The following is an 18783-nucleotide window of genomic DNA, read 5'->3' as shown; positions in this document are numbered from 1 at the left end:
ATAGCTTCTTGAGATGCACAGCTTGAGCTAAATTTACAAAAAAACTTATAAATTGTCAAGATATTTTAGTAAATTTTATCTATATGCTTATTTAATAAAATTAGACTAAATTATTATGACAAATGTCATATTTAAACTCGCAAAAACATGACAATTTTCAGTTTTAAAATTGTAAAAAAAATGTATAATTATCTATAAGATATCGGAGGAAGTTATGATTTTAACGGTGAAAAATCTTGTAAAACGGTACAATGAAAAAACGGCACTTGATCACTTTAATATGGAAGTTAAAGAAGGCGAGATTCTAGGTCTTTTGGGCCCTAACGGATGCGGAAAAACTACAGCCATAAACTGTATGCTTTCCCTTTTAAAACACGGCAAGGGCGAAATCATCATTTTCGGCGAAGAAATGAAGCCTAACGCCCTGCACATAAAAAAAAGGATAGGCCTTGTTCCTCAAGAGGTCTCTGTTTTCTATGATTTTACCGTAAAACAAAATATAGATTATTTTTGCGGTCTCTATGTAAACAATACTCAAGAGAGAAAAAAACTGGTAGATGAAGCAATCGATTTTGTAGGCTTAAACAATTATGCTTCATTCCGTGCAAAAAAACTTTCAGGAGGCCTTCTCCGCCGGCTCAATATTGCATGCGGCATAGCTCATAAACCTGAGCTGATTTTTTTGGATGAACCCACAGTTGCCGTCGATGCCCAAAGCCGAAACTTCATTCTTTCAGGAATAAAGGAACTGGCAAAAAGAGGAAGCACTATCGTGTATACTACCCATTATCTTGAAGAAGTTGAAGAACTTTGCGATAGAATCATTATCATGGATGAGGGACGAGATATAGCAAACGGCACCTTAGAAGAATTGCACAAGCTGATCCGCACAAGCGAAAAAATGGTTGTTGAATTTGTTGAAACTAAGGATAACCTGCAAGAAGAACTAAAAAAAATCCCTCATGTTCTGGAAGTTACCAAAAACGGAAACGAGTTTTTAATCAGTTTTGAAAATTCGATTAACAACTTAAACGAACTTATTTTATTTATCAATAATAATAGTTTGGCTTATACCAAATTATATTCGGAGTTACCCAGCTTAAACGATATTTTCTTGGAGCTTACGGGAAAGGAGTTAAGAGACTGATGAAATTCTTTTTACGCGAAATAAAATATTATAGTATCGGAATGTTTTATTCTTTAGACGGAATGTTTTGGACGCTTTTATATCCTATTCTTATGGCTGGACTGTTCTTTACGATATTTTCGGCCGTAGGTAATTCCGATACCGGTAAAATAGAAATCGGAATTGAAAAAGACAATCCTGTTTATTATCCGCTTAAATTTACAGGGATGTTCAATACAAAAATAATAGATGAGACGTCGGCAAATGAGATGCTCCGTACAAAAAAAATAAAGGCCTTTGTTGAAGCCGATCAATCTTTGAGGCTGAGCGAAGACGGATTATCTCAGACAATAACAAAAACCGTGCTGGATCAAATAAAACAAATCGAAGCCCTTAATATTCCAATGAAGTCTTTTGAATACGGTAAAAATTATGTCGAAAGTAAAAACGAAAAAATGAGTTTAAGCATTATATTGTTCTATTCTCTTTTGGCAATGGTTTCGATTTATACAATGTTCGGCTCAATAGATATAGCTGTAAAAATACAGGGTAATATTTCAAAAATCGGAGCAAGAATTTGTACAACTCCCATTAAACGCTTTTATTCTTATCTTGCAGGAATTATATTTTATATTATCTTTAATCTTACAGCCAATCTCATATATATTTCCTTTGTGCTCTTTGTTTTAAAGATACCATTTATTACGGATTTTAAAATTACTCTTTTGCTCTTGATCTATGCGAATTTTTTTGGAGCGGCTCTCGGCTTATTTATAGGCTCAACGCCTATTGGAGATGTCCGGTCAAAAACTCTGATATGTACTTTTACAAGTCTTTTTTTAGCCTTTCTATCCGGTATGATGGGACCTGAGGTAAAAATGTCCATTGAAAAAGCAATACCGAGTTTGGGAATAATAAATCCTATAGCTCTTTTTACTACCAATCTTTACAACATAAATATTTTGGGAGAATATAACGCAGTACCGGTATTTTTTATTGTCTACACAATAGGTATCGTAATTCTTTTAACTCTTTCATTTATTAACTCAAGGAAGGTGCAATATGATAGTTTATAAAACCTTTTTAAGATTAATTTTGACAAAGATAGTAAGCACTATTATTTATGTTATTATTTTTTTATTTATCAGTTTTATGACATTAAAGTCTCAAAATTCTCAGGTAAGCGAGTTTGCAGAAACACCTTTAACCGTAAATATAATCGATAGAGACGGCTCCGAATTATCGAAGCATTTAATTTCTTATTTGAAGTCAAAACATGATGTTATTATCATAGACGAAAAAGGCAAGACCGATGAAGAAATTTTACGCGAGTTAAAAAAAGATATTTCTCTGCAAAGAATACATGCTGGGATTATTATAAATAAACATATGGAAGAAAATGTAATGAACGGTAAAAAGGCCCTTATAACTTTTAAAGATGACAGAAAAAAGTCGGGCTTTTATATGGATTTACAGCTTAATACATATTTAACATTTGCTTCAAGTGTAAAAAAGACTCAAGGATATTTCGATTTTCAGAGAATCGAAAAAGCTCTTAAAGTAAACACAAAGGTGAATAAGATTAGTTTTCAGGAGAATACTTCGGTAAATATTTGGTTTAAAATATTTTTTAACTTTTTAGGCTGGATAGTTTTTTCGGTTGTTCTTAATTCTGTAGGCTGGGCGATGTTCGAGTTAAATAATGAACGCTTAAAAATGCGGAATAATGTTTCTCCGGTATCGACTTTGCGCTTTGTTTGTGAAAACTTTTTGGCCCAATTAACGATAGTAGTTTTTATCCTTTCAATATTGATAGGCTTTGCTATTATTACAAATATAACGAGATTGGAAAACATCCCTCTTTTATTCTATACATTTAATGCCTTAATGTACACGGCCGTTATTTTAAGCTTAACTTTTATGCTTAATTCTTTTTTAAAAAAAGGCTCTGTTATGGGTATAGTCGGCACTGTTCTTCCTCTTTCATTAGCCTTTATTTCGGGTATCTTTGTTGAACAAGAATTGCTTCCGGATTTTATTGTAAATATCTCCCGCCTTTTCCCGACCTATTATTACATAATGGCAAACGAATTTACTCAAGTTAATTTATCGATTGATTGGAAAAATATCGGAATGCTATTTTTATTCCTATTTCTTTACTTTACGGTAGGTACCTACTTTTCAAAATTAGGAAGGTCGCAAAGCAAGATAGAATTTGCTCAGCAATAAAAAAAAGCCGGTAAGATTTTTAGGTATATCTAAAAAAGATTTCCTTTTATCTTATCGGCTTTCTTATTTAAATCATTCCTTCAACCATCAGTTTTTCAAACCATAAAAATGCTCCGACTGTAATAGTTAAGGTTCCGTTAACGGAGGGGGTTCCCTTTTTAACATAAACGGTAATTCCATTATTTTCGAATTTATTGAAATGATCTATGTTTCTGGGCGTTCCGACATACACGGCCGGATCTAAGGTTGTCCCTCCTCACGAAGCACACATATTAAGCATACAGTGAACCGTATCCGCGTTTTTCGCTTTAATTTTATCTCTAGCAGAATCTTCAACTATGATATTCATTTTTGGCCTCCAAAAGTTATTGGTAAAAATAAGAGTTTTTTAACTAAAAGTCAAGAAGGTTTTACAGCCTTTTTTTAAATCTTTCTACCCTTAAGCCGAACAGTCACAGTCATCTACAAAGAGCAAAAACCAACTATCGGCAATATCGAAAAAGTAAAAGGTCTTTTTGATAAAACCGCCGTCTAAGACAACTATTTTTAAGATTGCCTTATAGTTTTTTGGCAAGTCTATTTTTAAGTTCTTTATTTCATCGCTTTCAAAACTTGAAGGATCAACGGCCTCGGGGATTTCTTTGACAATGGCACAATATACGCCGTCTTTATCTTTAGATTCTTCACAAAAGCCGCCGTCAGGCATTCGATTATAAAAGGGGATTGAACCTACGAATTTATTGGCCGATGGTTTGGTAGAAAAATCGGCGCTTTCATCAAAGCCGAAACCATCCTCAGCCGAAAAAAGAAGGGGAGCCGCACCGGGATTATAAAAACGCCTTATGCCGTAATCAGGGTGTACAAAATCGGCTAATTTTGGACTTGAATTTTTTAAAAGAAGATTAAAGTTATTTTCCCAATACACATTCGATAAAAAACTAAAAGCAAAGGAGATGAGCTTTCCTTCATCATAAGATTTTTTGTCTTCACTTCCTTCTTGAGAAACTGATGCCGAAGTCAACTCAAAAGAATCTACTATATGAGTTAAAATATCTCTATATGTATCATACTCTTTTTTGTTATATTCAAATCTGATTGTATAGAACTTTTCATTTATAGCAAGAGCTTGACAAAAAAACATCTTGTCCTTTGAATAGCCTTTTAAAATAAAACCGTCACGGCCCATATTTTTATCGCTTACCGTAAATTTTTCCGCTTCTTTTTTTTCGTAAATGTCAGCGGTTTTAAAAATAAATTCAGGGCTTAAATCTTTTAAGTCCAAAACGGAAACCGATAAATTCACCTCTCCGTCATTGCTCGTAAATACTTGCTCTGCAGGAGAGCCGTCTATAGGTTTTAAAATTTCTGAAGGGTAATCGATTTCATAACCTGCTTCCGTATTTGTGTAGGTTAAATATTTTCCCGTAAATTCGGGATTTTGTTTTGAACAAGAAGATATAAAAATTAATGTAAAAAGAATAAAATAAACTTTTCTTAGATTAAACATATTTTCCTTTTGGATAATCCGTATTTAAAGTACAATTTGCATGATTTATAATATAAATATAAGCTAATTTACTTTTCATGTCAATAAACTACTTTATTTTATACTTTCTCACCGTTCATCTTACGTTGAAAGACAATAATAGCAAGAACGAAGATGACTATTGTATAGATCATTACAACAGTCAAATGAGAAAAGACATGACCGAAATTACCGCTTAAGGTCGACTTTATTGCTTCCGCACTATGATAAAATGGCAGGATATTTGTTATTTTTTTAAAAGCTCCGCCTATTAAATCAATAGGAATAAATACTCCGGATAACCATCCGGCTACATTTGTTAACAAGGCTCCGCAAACACCTCCTACGGCTTTATCATTCATAAGACTGCCGAAGAGCAGTCCTGTTCCCACGAATAGTAGAGAGGTTAAAGCTGTCACAATCACCGCAAACAGGAAGTTAATAGTTATTTCAAGACCAAAAGCTCCCGCCGTCAATAAGGTTATCGCAGCCTGCACTATTGTCATTGCTAGCATAGGCAAAGTGTAGCCTAAAATAAAATCTACGGAAGTCATAGGAGAAGTAAACAGGCGCATTAAAAAAGATGAAGTACGGTCTTTTGATAGCAGCATACCGGAGAATAATGCCATAAATACGCTCCCAAACATCGCTAAGCCTGGTGCAAGATTTCTTATTTCAAACATAGGATTTTCTGCTTCAGGCGGAATGGCATCATTGATAATGGATAGAAGAACCAACAGTATGATAGGAAATCCCAGACCGAAAAAGAAATTTATGGGGTCACGCAAAACTTCTTTTGTATTTCTTTTTGCAAATAAAAGTATCCTCATAGCACACCTCCGGAAAGTGTAACAAAAGCGTCCTCCAGCTTGACAGTATCGGTTTGCATAGTTAATTCCTCTACCGTACCCATCGCTTTTAACTTGCCTTTTGACATTATTCCGACACGGTCGGACAGCGTTTCAACTTCATCCATATAATGAGTTGTGAGTATAATTGTCACTTTTCCTTTTAACTCTTTAATGGATGCCCATAACTCACGGCGAGCCAATACATCAAGCCCTAGGGTCGGTTCATCGAGAAATAAAATCTGCGGATCTGAAATCAGTGCCATTGCAATAGAAAGGCGCCTCTGCATACCTCCCGATAAGTGTTTTGCTTTTTTGTTCAATTCATTTTCCAATTTGAATTTTTGAGCTATCTCGTAAGCGTTTTTCTTTGCTGTTTTACTGTCTTGCCCGTAGATTCCCGCAATAAGTTCCAGGTTCTCTAAAACCGACAAATTAGCGGCTACCGCCGTTTCCTGAGGAGAAATATTTATTTTTTTCTTTATTTCATGGGATGCTGAAATAATACTGTTTCCAAGCAACAAGGCATCACCGCTCGTGGGTTTTATTAGACAAGAAAGCATTTTAATTGTTGTGGTTTTTCCGGCTCCGTTCACACCGAGTAAGGCAAATAATTCACCCTGCTCAACAGTTAAATTAAGATTATCTACAGCAGTTATACCGCCGTATTTTTTTGTAAGTTGTGCAGTTACAATGGCACTCATTCTTCGTCCTCCTTTGGTACATTACCTCCGAAAATATTGTCGATAATACTTGCGAACATATTTTTAGGCGGAATGGCGATACCTTGGTTTATATCTCCCAAAACAATCAAGGTATCACCGGGATTAATGTTGAAAACATCACGGGCTTCTTTAGGTATAACGAACTGCCCTTTCTCTCCAACCTTAACCGTCCAAGCATATTTTCCTTTTGGATAACCCATTTTCTCTCCTCCAAACATAAAGTATGATTTGTATGATTTATAGTATAAATATAACATAATTTACTTTTCATGTCAATAAACTATCGGATAAATTTAATGAAGAACTTGACTATGAACTCCTAATGATATATTCTCTTTTGATGATTAATATCAAACCGGATATTACTTTGAAGGATGGGGAAATATGAGACTATGGCATGAAGACATGATCGGCAAACTGCCGCGGCAACAGCTTCTGGGGCAACATAGAGAGTGCTGTGCCTTGCGGGGAAACGGCTGGGGCAGGCGGCATGCTACAGTCGACTATGTTTTTCGCAGCTCGCCCTATATGCTATATCGATACCACCGGCTTATTATGGAAGAGATGCAGCGGCGAGGTTACAGAGTGAGCCCTGAATGGATGGACAAGAACTACCGCGGCAAGACCTGTCCGGGCTATGATAATTTGAAGGCTGTTAAAGTAGGGAAGCCCATCTATGCCGAACACGATGATAACTATTATCTTGAGTGTGTCGAGAATTTGAAAGGCAAGGGAATTAAGCTGGAATAAAAAAAATGCACTGCAAAAGTTTTGCAGTGCATAAAAATTATTGGATTATTTCTTCGGCCATGTCGATGGTCATTTTCTTTATGTTTGTAAAATCTGCGGACATAATTATCTTTGTATTTTCATCCATAGAACTTAAAGCGTTTATCCATTCTTGCGAAACGGTGAGCTTTGCAGCTTCCATACCGCCCTGAATTTGGGTAGAAGCGGCAATTTTTTTAATACCGTCTGCAGTAGCTTCGGCAACGGCAACAATTTCGCGGGCCTGACCTTCAGCCTCATTTATCATTCTTTCTTTTTCACCTTCGCTTATGTTTACGGCCTCTTCATAAGCAGCTCTTGAAAGGTTGATAACCGTTTCCATCTCTCCGACCGAGCGGGCTATTTCTGCACGCTTTTCTCTTTCAGCCTTCATCTGGTTTTCCATGGCATCCATGATAGAATCGGAAACTCTTATGTTTTGAATTTCATAGCGGGTAACTTTTACGCCCCAAGGATCCGAAGCTTCATCTACGGCTTTTACAACCTGAGCATTTATCTGTTCCCTTGCTTCAAATGTGTCATCCAAATCCAGCTGTCCTACTACAGAGCGCATGGTCGTCTGTGCAAGCAAAATAGTTGCATAGCGGTAATCGCGTATACCGTAGCTTGCCTTAATCGGATCAAAGACTTGAAGATAGAGGATTCCGTCAATGCGTACCTGAACATTGTCCTTGGTAAAACAGTCTTGGGCGGGAACATCTATGGCCTGTTCTTTTAGATTCTGCTTGTACTTTACTCTATCCAAAAACGGAAATAGAATATGAAAACCGGCATCCAATGTTGTGTGATACTTGCCTAAGCGTTCTACAATCAGAGCAACCTTATGCGGAACAATTCGAATGCTTCTAAAAAGAGCAACAATAAAAACTATGGCAATGATTGCCGCAATAACAATCGGGATTATAAAATTAAGCATTTTGACCTCCCTGGATGACCTTCACTTCTTTTCCTGCTGTTTTAATAATGTCGGTAAAGGCTGCAAGGCCTGCAATGTTTTCGGGGTAAACCGAAACATTTGATTTTTTAATAATATGCTCGAATCTTTGAATATAGTTTTCCGCAAGACGGATACCCATAGCCGTTCTGCCTCCCGGCTGAGAAAGCGCATCTGCAATTAAACGCAAACCTTCGGCTGTCGCATTACTCGTTATCTCGATAGCCTTTGAGCGGCCTTCGGCAAGATTGATTCTTCGCTGCTTTTCGCCCATGGCCTTGTTTATAGCTTCTTTCTTTTTACCCAAAGAAATATTTATTCGGGACTGCTGTTTTCCTTCACTTGAAAGAATATTAGCCCGCTTTTCGCGTTCGGCCCTCATCTGTCTTTCCATGGCTTCGAGGATTGTGCGGGTAGGCGTAATATCCCGTATTTCGTAACGGGTAACCTTTATGCCCCAGTTGTCGGAGGCTTCATCGAGAGCCTTTACTATATTGTCGTTTAAGCCTTCTCTTCCGCAAAAAGTTTTATCAAGTTCAAGCTTTCCTATTTCGCTTCGCATAGTTGTCTTTGCAAGCTGGGCGACTGCATAGCGGTAATTATCGATTCCATAGCTTGCCTTAACCGGATCAAAGATTTTTAGATAAAGAATTCCGTCAACCTGTACCTGAACATTATCGGCTGTGATACAAACTTGAGGATCTACATCCAAGGCTTCTTCCTTTAGGTTTTGCTTATAAGCAATCCTGTCTATAAATGGAGTTAAGATATGGAAACCCGCAGTAAGAGTCCGCGAATATTTTCCAAGTCTTTCAATAACATAACTTTCCTGTTCCGGAACTACAACAGCTATCGAAAATAAAATAATAACCGCTACGACCAGAGCAACATATAAAGCTATCATCAGAGCAACCTCCTCATTTGATTTTTAGGTTAATAAAATTGATATTTTAATAACTTATAATTGATTGTAACTTGTTTTGTAAGATTTGTCTATAGTCGGAAAAAGGACGGGACTGACTAGTTTCTGAATGGACATCTAGCGCCTATACATTGATTGTTCTGTTTGTAGTGAGTGCAATGTATTTCCGATTTTTCCATATTTATATTAAAAATTTTTTTAATAAAATCTATAGCCGTAAGCAACGATACATAGGAATCTCTTTTGCAACATCTTGGCCCTCCAATATTTCCTATTGCTTCAAGTGATTTGGAAGTCATTTTATTTGAAAGTCCCCACGGCTCATTCTCAAGCGGTGTAGATTTAGAAATAATGGAAAGAAATATGCCTGTACTTATTCCTGCGCCGCAGGCTCCCCAAAATCCGCAAACGCCGCCCGGCACGCTTTTCCCCCGTTTTTGCATCTCAATTAGATCTTGTTCTAAATCAATATCTCCACCTGCATTTTTATATGCTGTCAATAGTGCAGAACCTACCATCACATGATGTTCAGGCCCGTGCATATGACAAAATGGTGCAGCCATCAGCTTTTCAATAATTTCAATAGGATTCTTACTTTTTTCATTTAAACAAATGCCTATAATTGAATCCATCCCTTTTGTATGACATTCATTACATACATAATGACCTTTTTCACATCTGGTTTTACTTAATTCTTTCTTACGGCAAAGTACACACTCCATCATCTCATCATATTCGAGATATTCCAGCGGAGCCTTACATACTATACATTCATCTTTCATATTTATTATTTTAGTTGTTTTTTATAAATTGTCTAGTATCCGGAAAAATGGTAATTCAATCAATGCTGAGATTATTAAAGAAAAAATATATAGAAGGATTTGCAATTCTATGCTATAATCACAAGCATGAAGCAAAACAATATTCCGCAGCAAACGCATTTTATCGGTGTCTTGTTGCCGGAGGATATAAGTCTCAGCCTTGAAGATTGCCGGCTATATATGAACAGGGCTTACGGGTGTAAGTCAGGACATGGTACACCAATCCATGTTACTCTTGTTCCTCCGTTCAGATTGCAAAAAGACTATTCAACGGATGATTTAATAAGAGCGATTGAAAAAGAAGTTTTGCCTAAGGGCTTAGGTTTTACCGCTCATATAGATAATTTTGATGCGTTTGGGGATAGAACTCTTTTTGCAAAAATAGTTGCAGATGAAAATTGGACAAGGCTCCGTGATAAAACAGTAAAAGCAATTTTGAACGCCTGTCCGGGTTCTACCAAGAAAGACCGGAGGCCTTTTCAGCCTCATGCCACTGTTTCAAATCGGGATATTCCGCCAGGGGTAACGGCAAAGGCCCTTCAGGTTATGAATGAACTGAATCTTGTTGAAGATTTTCCGGTTGATAACATCACGATTTTTGAACGGAAAGCCAACAGGTGGGAAGCGGCGGTTAGTATGGAGATGTCCATATAGGTCTAAATATAAAGTTGTCGAACAATTTTCTCTAAGTACAACTTTCTCCAAGTACCTTGACAATAAAACGAATTAGTTGTATATTTACATGTGTTAGCTAACGCTGTATACAAAAAGAGGAGACTTATGCCGAGGGACAAAACCGCCAATCATATAAAAATTATGGCCGCAGCAAAAGCCGAATTTATGGAGAAGGGCTTTGATAAGTCTTCTATGCGGAGTATCAGCAAACGCTGCGGTATGACGGCTGCGGGAATATATCGGCATTGTGTAGATAAAGAAGATCTCTTCGATCAAATTGTTGCTCCTGCAGTGGACCGCATAAATGCGTGGCTGGATGCACATGTTGCGCGATATGTGGGTGCGGTGAATCACAAGGAACACATTCAGTGGCGGGATTCTGAAATCGATATGATGCGCGAGATAATCTATCCGAATATGGAGGAATATCATCTATTACTGGCAAAATCGCGGGGGAGTAAGTATGAGAATTTCCTCCACGATCTTACAGAGGGGCAGCAAACGCAGCTTTTAAAATATCTGCCGCTGTTGAAAGCGCAAGGATACGCCGTGAAAGACATAGATTCAAAGGAGCTGCATCTTCTGCTTTCGGCATATACGACCGCTCTTTTTGAACCGGTTATCCATAATTACAGTTTGGAAGAAGCATTACATTGTCTGAAAGCGGTGGAGGCATTCTTTGTTCCGGGTTGGAAGCAGTTGTTCGGGTTTTAATAACTTGCATAATTGAATTAGGATAAAGGCTCACCGCCTGTCTTTGTTTATAAAAATGGGCGATGGGTTTAAGTGAATGTTAGCTAACGCTAACTATTATTTGTTAGCTAACAAAAGGAAGTTTGCTTATGAAGGAAAAGGAAAAAAGTCCTTCGCCTATCGCGTGGGCGTTGGGACAAACAGGGGAACACAAAGGACAATATGTTTTGAGTGTTATCCTCGCAGTCATCGGCGTGGCCTTTTCCATCGCACCGTATTTTGTTGTTGCCGGCATCGTACACGGTTTGATGGGCGGAAACAAAGACCTATCATATTATATGATACGTTGTCTGATTATCGCAGCGTTTTGGTTTTGCCGTGTACTGTTTCATGCGCTTAGCACATCGAAAAGTCATAGGGCAACGTTTGCGGTGCTTGCTGAACTCCGAAAACGCTGCACGGAAAAACTGACAAGAATGCCGCTGGGGGCGGTGCTGGAGCAAAGTTCCGGGGCGCTCAAAAATACACTCATCGAACGTATCGACAGCATTGAAACAACACTGGCTCATATCGTTCCGGAGTTCACTGCAAATTTATTGATCCCCATTATTATTTTGATCTACATTTTTACAATTGACTGGCGTATGGGGCTGGCTTCTCTTGCAACGATACCGGTTGGCTTTTTCTGTTACGGTCTTATGATGAAGGGCAGTCCTCAATTTTATCAACGCACGGTTACAGCCACAAAGGCGCTCAATGATACGGCGGTTGAATATATCGGCGGTATTCAAGTCATCAAGGTTTTCGGGAATACAAAAAGTTCCTACGACCGCTTCGTGCATGACGCCTATGAAGCCGCTCACAGCTATATCGATTGGATGCGCTCCTGTATTCTCACCTTTACATTCGCCACGGTAATCATGCCCGCCACAATGGTTTCCGTGCTCCCCATCGGAGGTCTTTTGGTAAAGGGAGGATATCTTTCTCCGCAGAATCTCGTAACAATTATTATTCTGTCTGTAGGCATCATCACACCGCTTATAACCTTGATGAGTTATTCGGACGACTTTCGAACCATGGGAACCATCTTCGGTGAAGTTCAAAGTATTCTGTATGCTCCCGAAATGGAGCGCCCGTTAGACGGAACTGTTCCAAAGAAAAACACGTTGAAGCTGCAGGATGTTCATTTCTCGTATAAAGAAAAGGAAGTGCTTCACGGTATTTCTATGGAAATCCCGGAGGGCAGCTTTATTGCGCTGGTCGGTCCTTCCGGCAGCGGAAAGAGTACCATTGCTCGTCTCATCGCTTCGCTCTGGGATGTGAGCAGCGGCTCAATTTTGCTGGGGGATACGGACATTCGTGAAATTCCGCAAGAAGCATATTCGGATAAGATTGCCTTTGTCTCGCAGGATAATTATCTATTCAACATGACGGTCAGGGAAAATATCCGCATCGGACGGGCGGATGCAACGGATGCGGAAGTGGAGGAAGCGGCAAGACACAGCGGTTGTCATGAATTTATTTTGGAACTGGAGAATGGTTACGATACCGTGGTAGGCACTGCCGGCGGGCATCTTTCCGGCGGCGAGCGGCAGCGTATTTCCATTGCCAGAGCAATGCTGAAAGCGGCGCCCATTATCATTTTGGATGAGGCAACCGCATACACCGATCCTGAAAACGAAGCGGTTATTCAGCGCTCTATCTCTAAGCTGACGGAGGGTAAGACGCTCATCGTGATTGCGCACCGGCTCTCGACGATTACCGCTGCCGATTGTATTTATGTAATCAAAGACGGCACCGTTGATGACAGCGGAACCCATGATGAGCTTTTGTCTCATCACGGGTTATATGAAACGATGTGGAATGCACATATGGAGGTGAAAGATCATGCTTAAAGTTATTAGAAAGTTTTTTGCGTTTTGCGGTGAAGAAAACCGCCGGAAATTCATCACTTCCATTCGGCTCAATGTTATTCAGGCTCTGTTTGAGGCGCTAAAGATTCCGGCGATTGCAGTGATGATTCGGGCGCTGATGAACGGAACGGTAGAAACAAAGGATATCCTACTCTCGTTAGGGATTATGCTGATCAGCATTGCCGGATCGGGATTGCTAAAATCAAAAGCCGTTATGTTGCAGACCGAAGGGGGTTATGACACTTGTGCGAAAAAGCGGGTGGAGATTGCGGAGCACATGCGGTATCTTCCGATGGGATACTTTAACGCCAACAGCCTCGGGCAGATTACATCTATTACAACTAACATAATGGAAAGTCTTGAAAATATTGCGACTCGTGTGGTAATGCTTGTCTGCGATGGCTTGCTTACAACCTCGCTTATTGTCGTCATGCTGTTTTTCTTCGACTGGAGAATCGCCTGTGTGCTGCTCTGCGGTTTTTCGCTGTTTCTTTTTGCAAACAGCCGTCTCCGGATTGCTTCCGAAAAGGTGTCGGGAAAAAAGATACGCGCAGATGAAAGGCTCGTAGAAAAAGTTCTGGAATACTTGCAGGGTATGACCGAGGTTAAGGCTTACCGGTTGACGGGAGTTAAGAGCAAGGAATTAAATGAGGCCATCTCGGAAAATAGTAAGATCAATATCGATATGGAAATGACACTGGTGCCCCGCATAGCATTGCAGAGTTTTATCGCCAAGCTTACCGGTGCGGCAATGGTAGCTTTTTCATGCGCATTTTATTGTGCCGGAAGTATGGACGCGCTGAATGCTGTTGTCATGGTAATCTCCGCATTTATCATCTATACCAGTTTGGAAACGGCAGGACAATACTCATCACTGCTGCGCGTGGTTGATATGAGTGTTGACCGGGCGCAGGAAATTCTGAACACGCCGCAGATGGATATATCCGGAGAAACGATTGAACCGGCAGTGCGTGATATTGTTGCGCAGGATATCGCATTTTCGTATGAGAAGCGAAAGATTATCGACGGGATTTCATTGCATATCCCTGAAAAGACCACGACGGCGATTGTCGGTCCTTCCGGCGGAGGAAAAACCACCTTGGTAAATCTGCTTGCACGGTTCTGGGATGTAGACGGGGGAACCGTTATGCTGGGAGACCGGAATGTGAAGGATTACGATATGGATTCTTTGATGGCGAATTTCAGCTTTGTGTTCCAATCGGTTTATTTATTTCACGACACCATTGCCAACAATATCCGCTTTGGTCAGCCCGGCGCTCCGATGGAGGATGTGATCGCTGCGGCAAAAAAAGCCTGCTGCCATGACTTTATCTCAAGCCTTCCCCACGGATACGATACGGTTGTCGGTGAAGGCGGCGCAAGTCTTTCCGGCGGCGAAAAGCAGCGCATCTCCATTGCCCGCGCCATGATGAAAAACGCACCGGTCATCTTTTTGGATGAGGCAACTGCCAACATTGATCCCGAAAATGAAAATGAGCTGATGCGCGCCATCCAAGCGCTCACCGCCGAAAAGACCGTCATCATGATTGCTCATCGGCTGAAAACCGTAGAGAGAGCCGATCAGATTATCGTCGTAGACCGCGGCAAGATTGTGCAGCAGGGCACACATGCCGAACTGATGGAGCAGGACGGCATATACCGAAACTTTATCGGCGAGAGGCGCGAAGCTGCAAGCTGGAAGGTACATAAATAATTATATGGAGGTTCCCCTCACTGCGTTCGGGGCGCTACGTCCGCTGTTCCGCTGCCGCTCCATTCCTCCACTGCGTTCCGGAACGCCTACGGCGCAGCTACCATCGCTAACCTGGGGGGATCTGACAGTGGAGAAAAGCTTAAAAAATGGTATAATATTAGCAAATATGTAGAGAGAAAACTTTGAAGAAAAAGGTGGTGAGTTCGTTTGCTGAACTCAATAATTGGAACTTAGAAAGCAAAGAAATAAATCAAGTGTATAAGTTGGCGAGTAAATTTATTAGCTGACACATGAGAAGTTGTGGAGGGTGAGTGAGATTGTAAATAAATTGAGATATGGAAATACAAACACTTTTTTAATTAAAGGAGATACCGGTAATCTACTTTTTGATACTGATTATGCGGGCACAATGCGGGCTTTTTATAAGGAAATAAAGAGGCATAAAATTAGTCTTAGTGATATCACGAATTACAGACTTTTTTAACTTCCTAGTTTATCTTGGACAGATGTGATATCAAATAAATGTTAGGGGTGGGCGTTTGAATAAATACAGCCGAATACTAAATAAAGAAGTGAGAATATACAAAGAATGGGTTTATAAGCATTATTCTGAGATGACTGAAGATACTGATAATGGAGAATTTCTAGGTCCTTCTTTTAATAGAATGAGAGAATCTGCAATCTCATTTGTAAAGAATGTAGAAGTAAAAGATGTTACCGAAACTGATTTAGAATCTATACTTTATTGTGTAGCCAGGGACAATGAATGCGAATATTTGGCTGACTTTATTTCGTCATATAAAGAATGGTTTAAATATTTGATTGAAAGATGTATAGATTCAATTTATACAACTGCGAAGTGGCAGCTAGTAAAAAGATTGCCAGTTTATAAAGATGATAGTTCAGTTACTGATTGGGTATTCAAGTATATAAATGTAGATGATGAATATACACAGAGAATGTCTTTAAGTGCTTTAAGTGAGATAGATTATAAAAAAGCAGAACAGTATGCGATTGAATTTTGGGAAAGAGACAAATATAAGGGTGATACCTATGCTGAAGAGTATCAAAAAATAATGGCACTCAGTGTTCTTTATAAAATAAAATCAGATAAATTAAGCGAATATATTGAAGCGGCGAGACAATTAGACTTTGTTTATTTGAAAGAGAATTCAGATGAGATTGCAAATTCTGGACTGATACAATAAAAGGGCAACCGCCCTTAAAAAAACCAAATCAAACAGCAGCTAAAAAAAGTGTTGCTTAAATACATTTGGGATGTTCAGGTACTGAACTACTATTGACTATTCTATTCAGAAAAAATTATAATAGCAAAAAGGAGATATCATGGGAATTTTATCTATGCCAATGTTTAAAGGCGATAGCGGGTATTCATTGGAGAAAGTTATCGAGGATTTAAAATCATATTGGGGTCTTACGGTTGATCAGATAGAGGGTGATGATACTACCGCTTCATTTGAAATCGGCGAAGAATGTGTAGTCATTGGGTTGATGCCTGCACCCATACCCGCTGAAGAATTTGAATCCATGTACAGCTATTCTTACCTTTGGAAAGATGCGGAGAAAGAGGTAAAAGAACATACACAGCATGCAATAGTTTCAGTTTTAGCTGACAATACATCGGCAGTGGAAAGGTACTCTCTGTTAACTAAAGTGAATGCTTCTATTTTGAGAACGTGTGAAACGGCAATAGGGGTATATCAAGGTGAATCGACACTGTTACTCCCAAAAAATCTTTATCTTGATTTTGCTCATTTTTTATTGGAGGATATGTTACCAATTCAGCTGTGGGTGTATATCGGGATTATCAATGGAGATAAGAAAAGCAGTGCTTATACATATGGGATGAAAGAGTTCGGTAAATCCGAAATAGAAATAATCGATGCACATATGAAAGGTAGTGAAGTATATGATTTTCTATTATCTATCCTTGAGTACGTTTTAGAACAAGATGTAACGCTGCACCACGGAGAAACCATAGGATTTACCGAAGAACAGAAAATTAAAATCACAGAATCGGAAGCAATTTATTTGGATGGCACATCATTAAAGTTGGAATTATGACCCTGTCAGGAAAATTGTGTAAATGGATATGTACGTATTAGCAGATTGGAACCCGTTTGTCAAATAGTATGGCAAACTGATATTTGCTACAAAAGGTTTTTATTGGAGGTTAAACTATGAAAAAAATGGAACATCAATACTTCGGTCAGTTGAATCTTGCGATAACAGACGATGTGGTGGATGTAATTTGGGAAAAAGAGATTCAGGGGATAGATAAATAAAGGAACGATAAAAGAGAAGAGTACTTATGGTAGACTCAAATAACTACTGGGCTCTATTTGAGAAGGAAGGAAGAGGAGCTCCTCTTAGCCTTTCCGAAGGGATTATGCATACAGAATTCCAGAAAAAGAATCCTTTCGCCCCCTTACCTTCAGATTATGGAGACTGGAGGACTTCTGTCAATGCTCCTGTAGAGCTCCCCAAACAGCTTTGGTTTGTAACAAGAGATAGAGTGTATAACTTTGATTTACGCTTTAATAGTGCAGGATTTATAGTATCCCATGTTTTTCTTGGGTTATTACAGAGGCATACCTCTACACCGTATGTTTCAACTCCAGTGTATATGGTAAATAAGTTTGGAGATAGTGTCGCTAAAAAAGAGTATTACTACATCCGCTTCTATAATTATACAGACTTAATTGACCATACGTCATCTAATATTGTTTATGACAAGAAAGGCTTTATAAAGAAGCCTATAGAGCTACACTTAAGGACAGATATATCCCAACAGGTATTTATGACAGATAGTAGCTACTTCTTCAACAGGCTATTTTGTACTGATGAGTTTCGAAAAGCTTGCTTGGAAGCTTCTATTTATGGGGTGGAATTTGTGGAAGCGTTAAAAGCTGGAATCTATAAGCCATAATACTCTCAAGATAGTACGACTCGTATTGGGATTGTAGGTAATCCTACTGATTAGAATTATCCGCCGAGTAAGCGAGGCGAAGAAAAGTCATTGGGTTCTTAAATCCTCCCTTAGAGCTATCGCTTGCTCTTGTAGCTTAATGAGGAGCACGGAATACTTCTCGAGCTTGGCGAGCATTCGTTGAGCCGTGGCTACGGAGTGGTAGCTGTTCAGCGTCTTCACGGCTTCGTTGTAGAGGATGCCGATCTGCTGGATAGAGGCGATGATGGAAGACAATTCACGGAGATGCGAGTCTGTCCGAAAAATTGTGTAAATGGATATGTACGTATTAGCAGATTGGAACCCGTTTGTCAAATAGTATGGCAAATTGATATTTGCTGCAAAAAGTTTTCATTGGAGGTGAAACTATGAAAAAAATGGAACATCAATACTTCGGTCAGTTGAATCTTGCGATAACAGACGATGTGGTGGATGTAATTTGGGAAAAAGAGATTCAGGGGATAGATACCTGTCTTTGGCTCGGCAAAAATGTAGAACTGTCTACCGGCATGCTCGACCTTTATGCACAGTTTCTTGAGAACATAGACGATAAAATAAAAGAAGCAAGAAAAGCACTTATAGCATATTTAAAAGATGACAGTTACTATATCGACTTTCATATTGAAGAATGCGGACTAGAAGATTTGCCGAGCGATATTACCGAGTTTGTAAGTAAAATGACGGTAACGAATGTATCCTTATGGATTGACAGTGAACAGCCGCACATCGCAATGGATTTTATGATTGCACCTGATGAAAGCGATGAAATACTCTGCGTAAAATTCGGTGAAGATGCAAAGATCATAGCCATTGATTGGGAAAGTTAATTGGTGTTGTAGCTAAAGAGATTGAAAATGAAGAAGAGAAAAAAATGATAGTT

At 39.1% G+C, this 18783-nt stretch carries 21 protein-coding genes and 1 pseudogene; 13 read left to right on the top strand and 9 right to left on the bottom strand.

Features of this window, described 5'->3' with window-relative positions; genetic code table 11:
- Window positions 1–214 precede the first annotated feature (214 nt).
- The 3 genes from E4N78_RS12810 to E4N78_RS12800 are packed head-to-tail and all read left to right on the top strand — an operon-like array spanning window position 215 to window position 3355.
- Window positions 215–1147 (top strand): ABC transporter ATP-binding protein, encoded by a 933-nt coding sequence (locus E4N78_RS12810; protein WP_002677076.1) that lies wholly within the window; start codon window positions 215–217, stop codon window positions 1145–1147.
- The gene (locus tag E4N78_RS12805; protein WP_255810930.1) at window positions 1147–2202 is read left to right on the top strand and encodes an ABC transporter permease; all 1056 of its coding nucleotides are present in this window, start codon (window positions 1147–1149) and stop codon (window positions 2200–2202) included. Before E4N78_RS12810 ends, E4N78_RS12805 begins: the two co-directional genes overlap by 1 nt.
- Window positions 2189–3355, top strand: coding sequence for an ABC transporter permease (locus E4N78_RS12800; RefSeq protein ID WP_255810929.1), 1167 nt, complete (start codon window positions 2189–2191; stop codon window positions 3353–3355). The genes E4N78_RS12805 and E4N78_RS12800 overlap by 14 nt, the downstream gene beginning before the upstream one ends.
- A gap of 67 nt (window positions 3356–3422) precedes the next feature.
- On the opposite strand, the gene E4N78_RS13740 is transcribed toward E4N78_RS12800, so the two are convergent.
- The 5 genes from E4N78_RS13740 to E4N78_RS12775 form a co-directional block, all read right to left on the bottom strand.
- A complete protein-coding gene (locus tag E4N78_RS13740) occupies window positions 3423–3704 on the bottom strand; it encodes a CC/Se motif family (seleno)protein (RefSeq protein ID WP_304665933.1) in 282 nt (93 codons plus the stop codon).
- Window positions 3705–3794: 90 nt separating this feature from the next.
- Entirely contained in the window at window positions 3795–4862 is a 1068-nt protein-coding gene (locus E4N78_RS12790) for a hypothetical protein (protein WP_255810927.1), read from the bottom strand.
- Window positions 4863–4960: 98 nt separating this feature from the next.
- Window positions 4961–5710, bottom strand: coding sequence for an ABC transporter permease (locus E4N78_RS12785; RefSeq protein ID WP_255810926.1), 750 nt, complete (start codon window positions 5708–5710; stop codon window positions 4961–4963).
- On the bottom strand, window positions 5707–6432 hold the full coding sequence (locus tag E4N78_RS12780; RefSeq protein ID WP_255810925.1) for an ABC transporter ATP-binding protein: 726 nt from the start codon (window positions 6430–6432) through the stop codon (window positions 5707–5709). Before E4N78_RS12780 ends, E4N78_RS12785 begins: the two co-directional genes overlap by 4 nt.
- Window positions 6429–6653, bottom strand: a complete 225-nt coding sequence (locus E4N78_RS12775) for an AbrB/MazE/SpoVT family DNA-binding domain-containing protein (protein ID WP_002669948.1) — start codon at window positions 6651–6653, stop codon at window positions 6429–6431. The genes E4N78_RS12780 and E4N78_RS12775 overlap by 4 nt, the downstream gene beginning before the upstream one ends.
- A gap of 184 nt (window positions 6654–6837) precedes the next feature.
- Here E4N78_RS12775 and E4N78_RS12770 point away from each other — a divergent pair, with 184 nt between their 5' ends.
- Window positions 6838–7203: a TIGR02328 family protein gene (locus E4N78_RS12770; RefSeq protein WP_255810923.1), complete on the top strand. Its 366-nt coding sequence runs from the start codon at window positions 6838–6840 to the stop codon at window positions 7201–7203.
- 37 nt (window positions 7204–7240) lie between these two features.
- Here the strand turns inward: E4N78_RS12770 and E4N78_RS12765 are convergent, their stop codons facing one another.
- From E4N78_RS12765 to E4N78_RS12755, 3 genes are all read right to left on the bottom strand, one after another.
- On the bottom strand, window positions 7241–8158 hold the full coding sequence (locus E4N78_RS12765) for an SPFH domain-containing protein (protein ID WP_255810921.1): 918 nt from the start codon (window positions 8156–8158) through the stop codon (window positions 7241–7243).
- Window positions 8151–9080 carry an SPFH domain-containing protein gene (locus E4N78_RS12760; RefSeq protein WP_255810920.1) on the bottom strand — a complete coding sequence of 310 codons (930 nt, stop codon included), beginning with the start codon at window positions 9078–9080 and terminating at the stop codon, window positions 8151–8153. The genes E4N78_RS12765 and E4N78_RS12760 overlap by 8 nt, the downstream gene beginning before the upstream one ends.
- 116 nt (window positions 9081–9196) lie before the next feature.
- Window positions 9197–9880 carry a DUF5714 domain-containing protein gene (locus E4N78_RS12755; protein WP_255810919.1) on the bottom strand — a complete coding sequence of 228 codons (684 nt, stop codon included), beginning with the start codon at window positions 9878–9880 and terminating at the stop codon, window positions 9197–9199.
- A gap of 126 nt (window positions 9881–10006) precedes the next feature.
- On the opposite strand from E4N78_RS12755, the gene E4N78_RS12750 reads away from it, so the two are divergent.
- The 8 genes and pseudogenes from E4N78_RS12750 (at window position 10007) to E4N78_RS12720 (ending at window position 17864) form a co-directional block, all read left to right on the top strand.
- Window positions 10007–10573 (top strand): 2'-5' RNA ligase family protein, encoded by a 567-nt coding sequence (locus E4N78_RS12750; RefSeq protein ID WP_255810917.1) that lies wholly within the window; start codon window positions 10007–10009, stop codon window positions 10571–10573.
- A 126-nt stretch (window positions 10574–10699) separates the two neighbouring features.
- A complete protein-coding gene (locus tag E4N78_RS12745) occupies window positions 10700–11308 on the top strand; it encodes a TetR/AcrR family transcriptional regulator (protein ID WP_255810915.1) in 609 nt (202 codons plus the stop codon).
- A gap of 128 nt (window positions 11309–11436) precedes the next feature.
- Complete coding sequence (locus tag E4N78_RS12740) at window positions 11437–13182, top strand: ABC transporter ATP-binding protein (protein ID WP_255810913.1); 1746 nt, start codon at window positions 11437–11439, stop codon at window positions 13180–13182.
- A complete protein-coding gene (locus E4N78_RS12735) occupies window positions 13175–14914 on the top strand; it encodes an ABC transporter ATP-binding protein (RefSeq protein WP_255810912.1) in 1740 nt (579 codons plus the stop codon). The genes E4N78_RS12740 and E4N78_RS12735 overlap by 8 nt, the downstream gene beginning before the upstream one ends.
- A 539-nt stretch (window positions 14915–15453) precedes the next feature.
- Window positions 15454–16122 carry a hypothetical protein gene (locus E4N78_RS12730; protein WP_255810911.1) on the top strand — a complete coding sequence of 223 codons (669 nt, stop codon included), beginning with the start codon at window positions 15454–15456 and terminating at the stop codon, window positions 16120–16122.
- Window positions 16123–16261: 139 nt separating this feature from the next.
- On the top strand, window positions 16262–16999 hold the full coding sequence (locus E4N78_RS12725) for a DUF4261 domain-containing protein (protein WP_253824583.1): 738 nt from the start codon (window positions 16262–16264) through the stop codon (window positions 16997–16999).
- Window positions 17000–17115: 116 nt separating this feature from the next.
- Window positions 17116–17214: pseudogene (locus tag E4N78_RS13950) on the top strand (DUF2004 domain-containing protein); the annotation flags it as partial.
- 32 nt (window positions 17215–17246) lie between these two features.
- Complete coding sequence (locus E4N78_RS12720) at window positions 17247–17864, top strand: Imm43 family immunity protein (protein ID WP_253704000.1); 618 nt, start codon at window positions 17247–17249, stop codon at window positions 17862–17864.
- 87 nt (window positions 17865–17951) lie between these two features.
- Here E4N78_RS12720 and E4N78_RS13735 read toward each other — a convergent pair whose 3' ends face one another.
- Entirely contained in the window at window positions 17952–18140 is a 189-nt protein-coding gene (locus E4N78_RS13735; protein ID WP_304665932.1) for a plasmid mobilization protein, read from the bottom strand.
- Between the two features lie 131 nt (window positions 18141–18271).
- On the opposite strand from E4N78_RS13735, the gene E4N78_RS12715 reads away from it, so the two are divergent.
- Window positions 18272–18730, top strand: a complete 459-nt coding sequence (locus E4N78_RS12715; RefSeq protein ID WP_253824590.1) for a DUF2004 domain-containing protein — start codon at window positions 18272–18274, stop codon at window positions 18728–18730.
- Window positions 18731–18783 lie beyond the last annotated feature (53 nt).

Source organism: Treponema denticola (assembly GCF_024400535.1).
Classification (GTDB): Bacteria; Spirochaetota; Spirochaetia; order Treponematales; family Treponemataceae; genus Treponema_B; species Treponema_B denticola_C.
The sequence above is the reverse complement of the archived record's forward strand: the minus strand, read 5'-3'. Positions and strand labels throughout refer to the sequence as shown.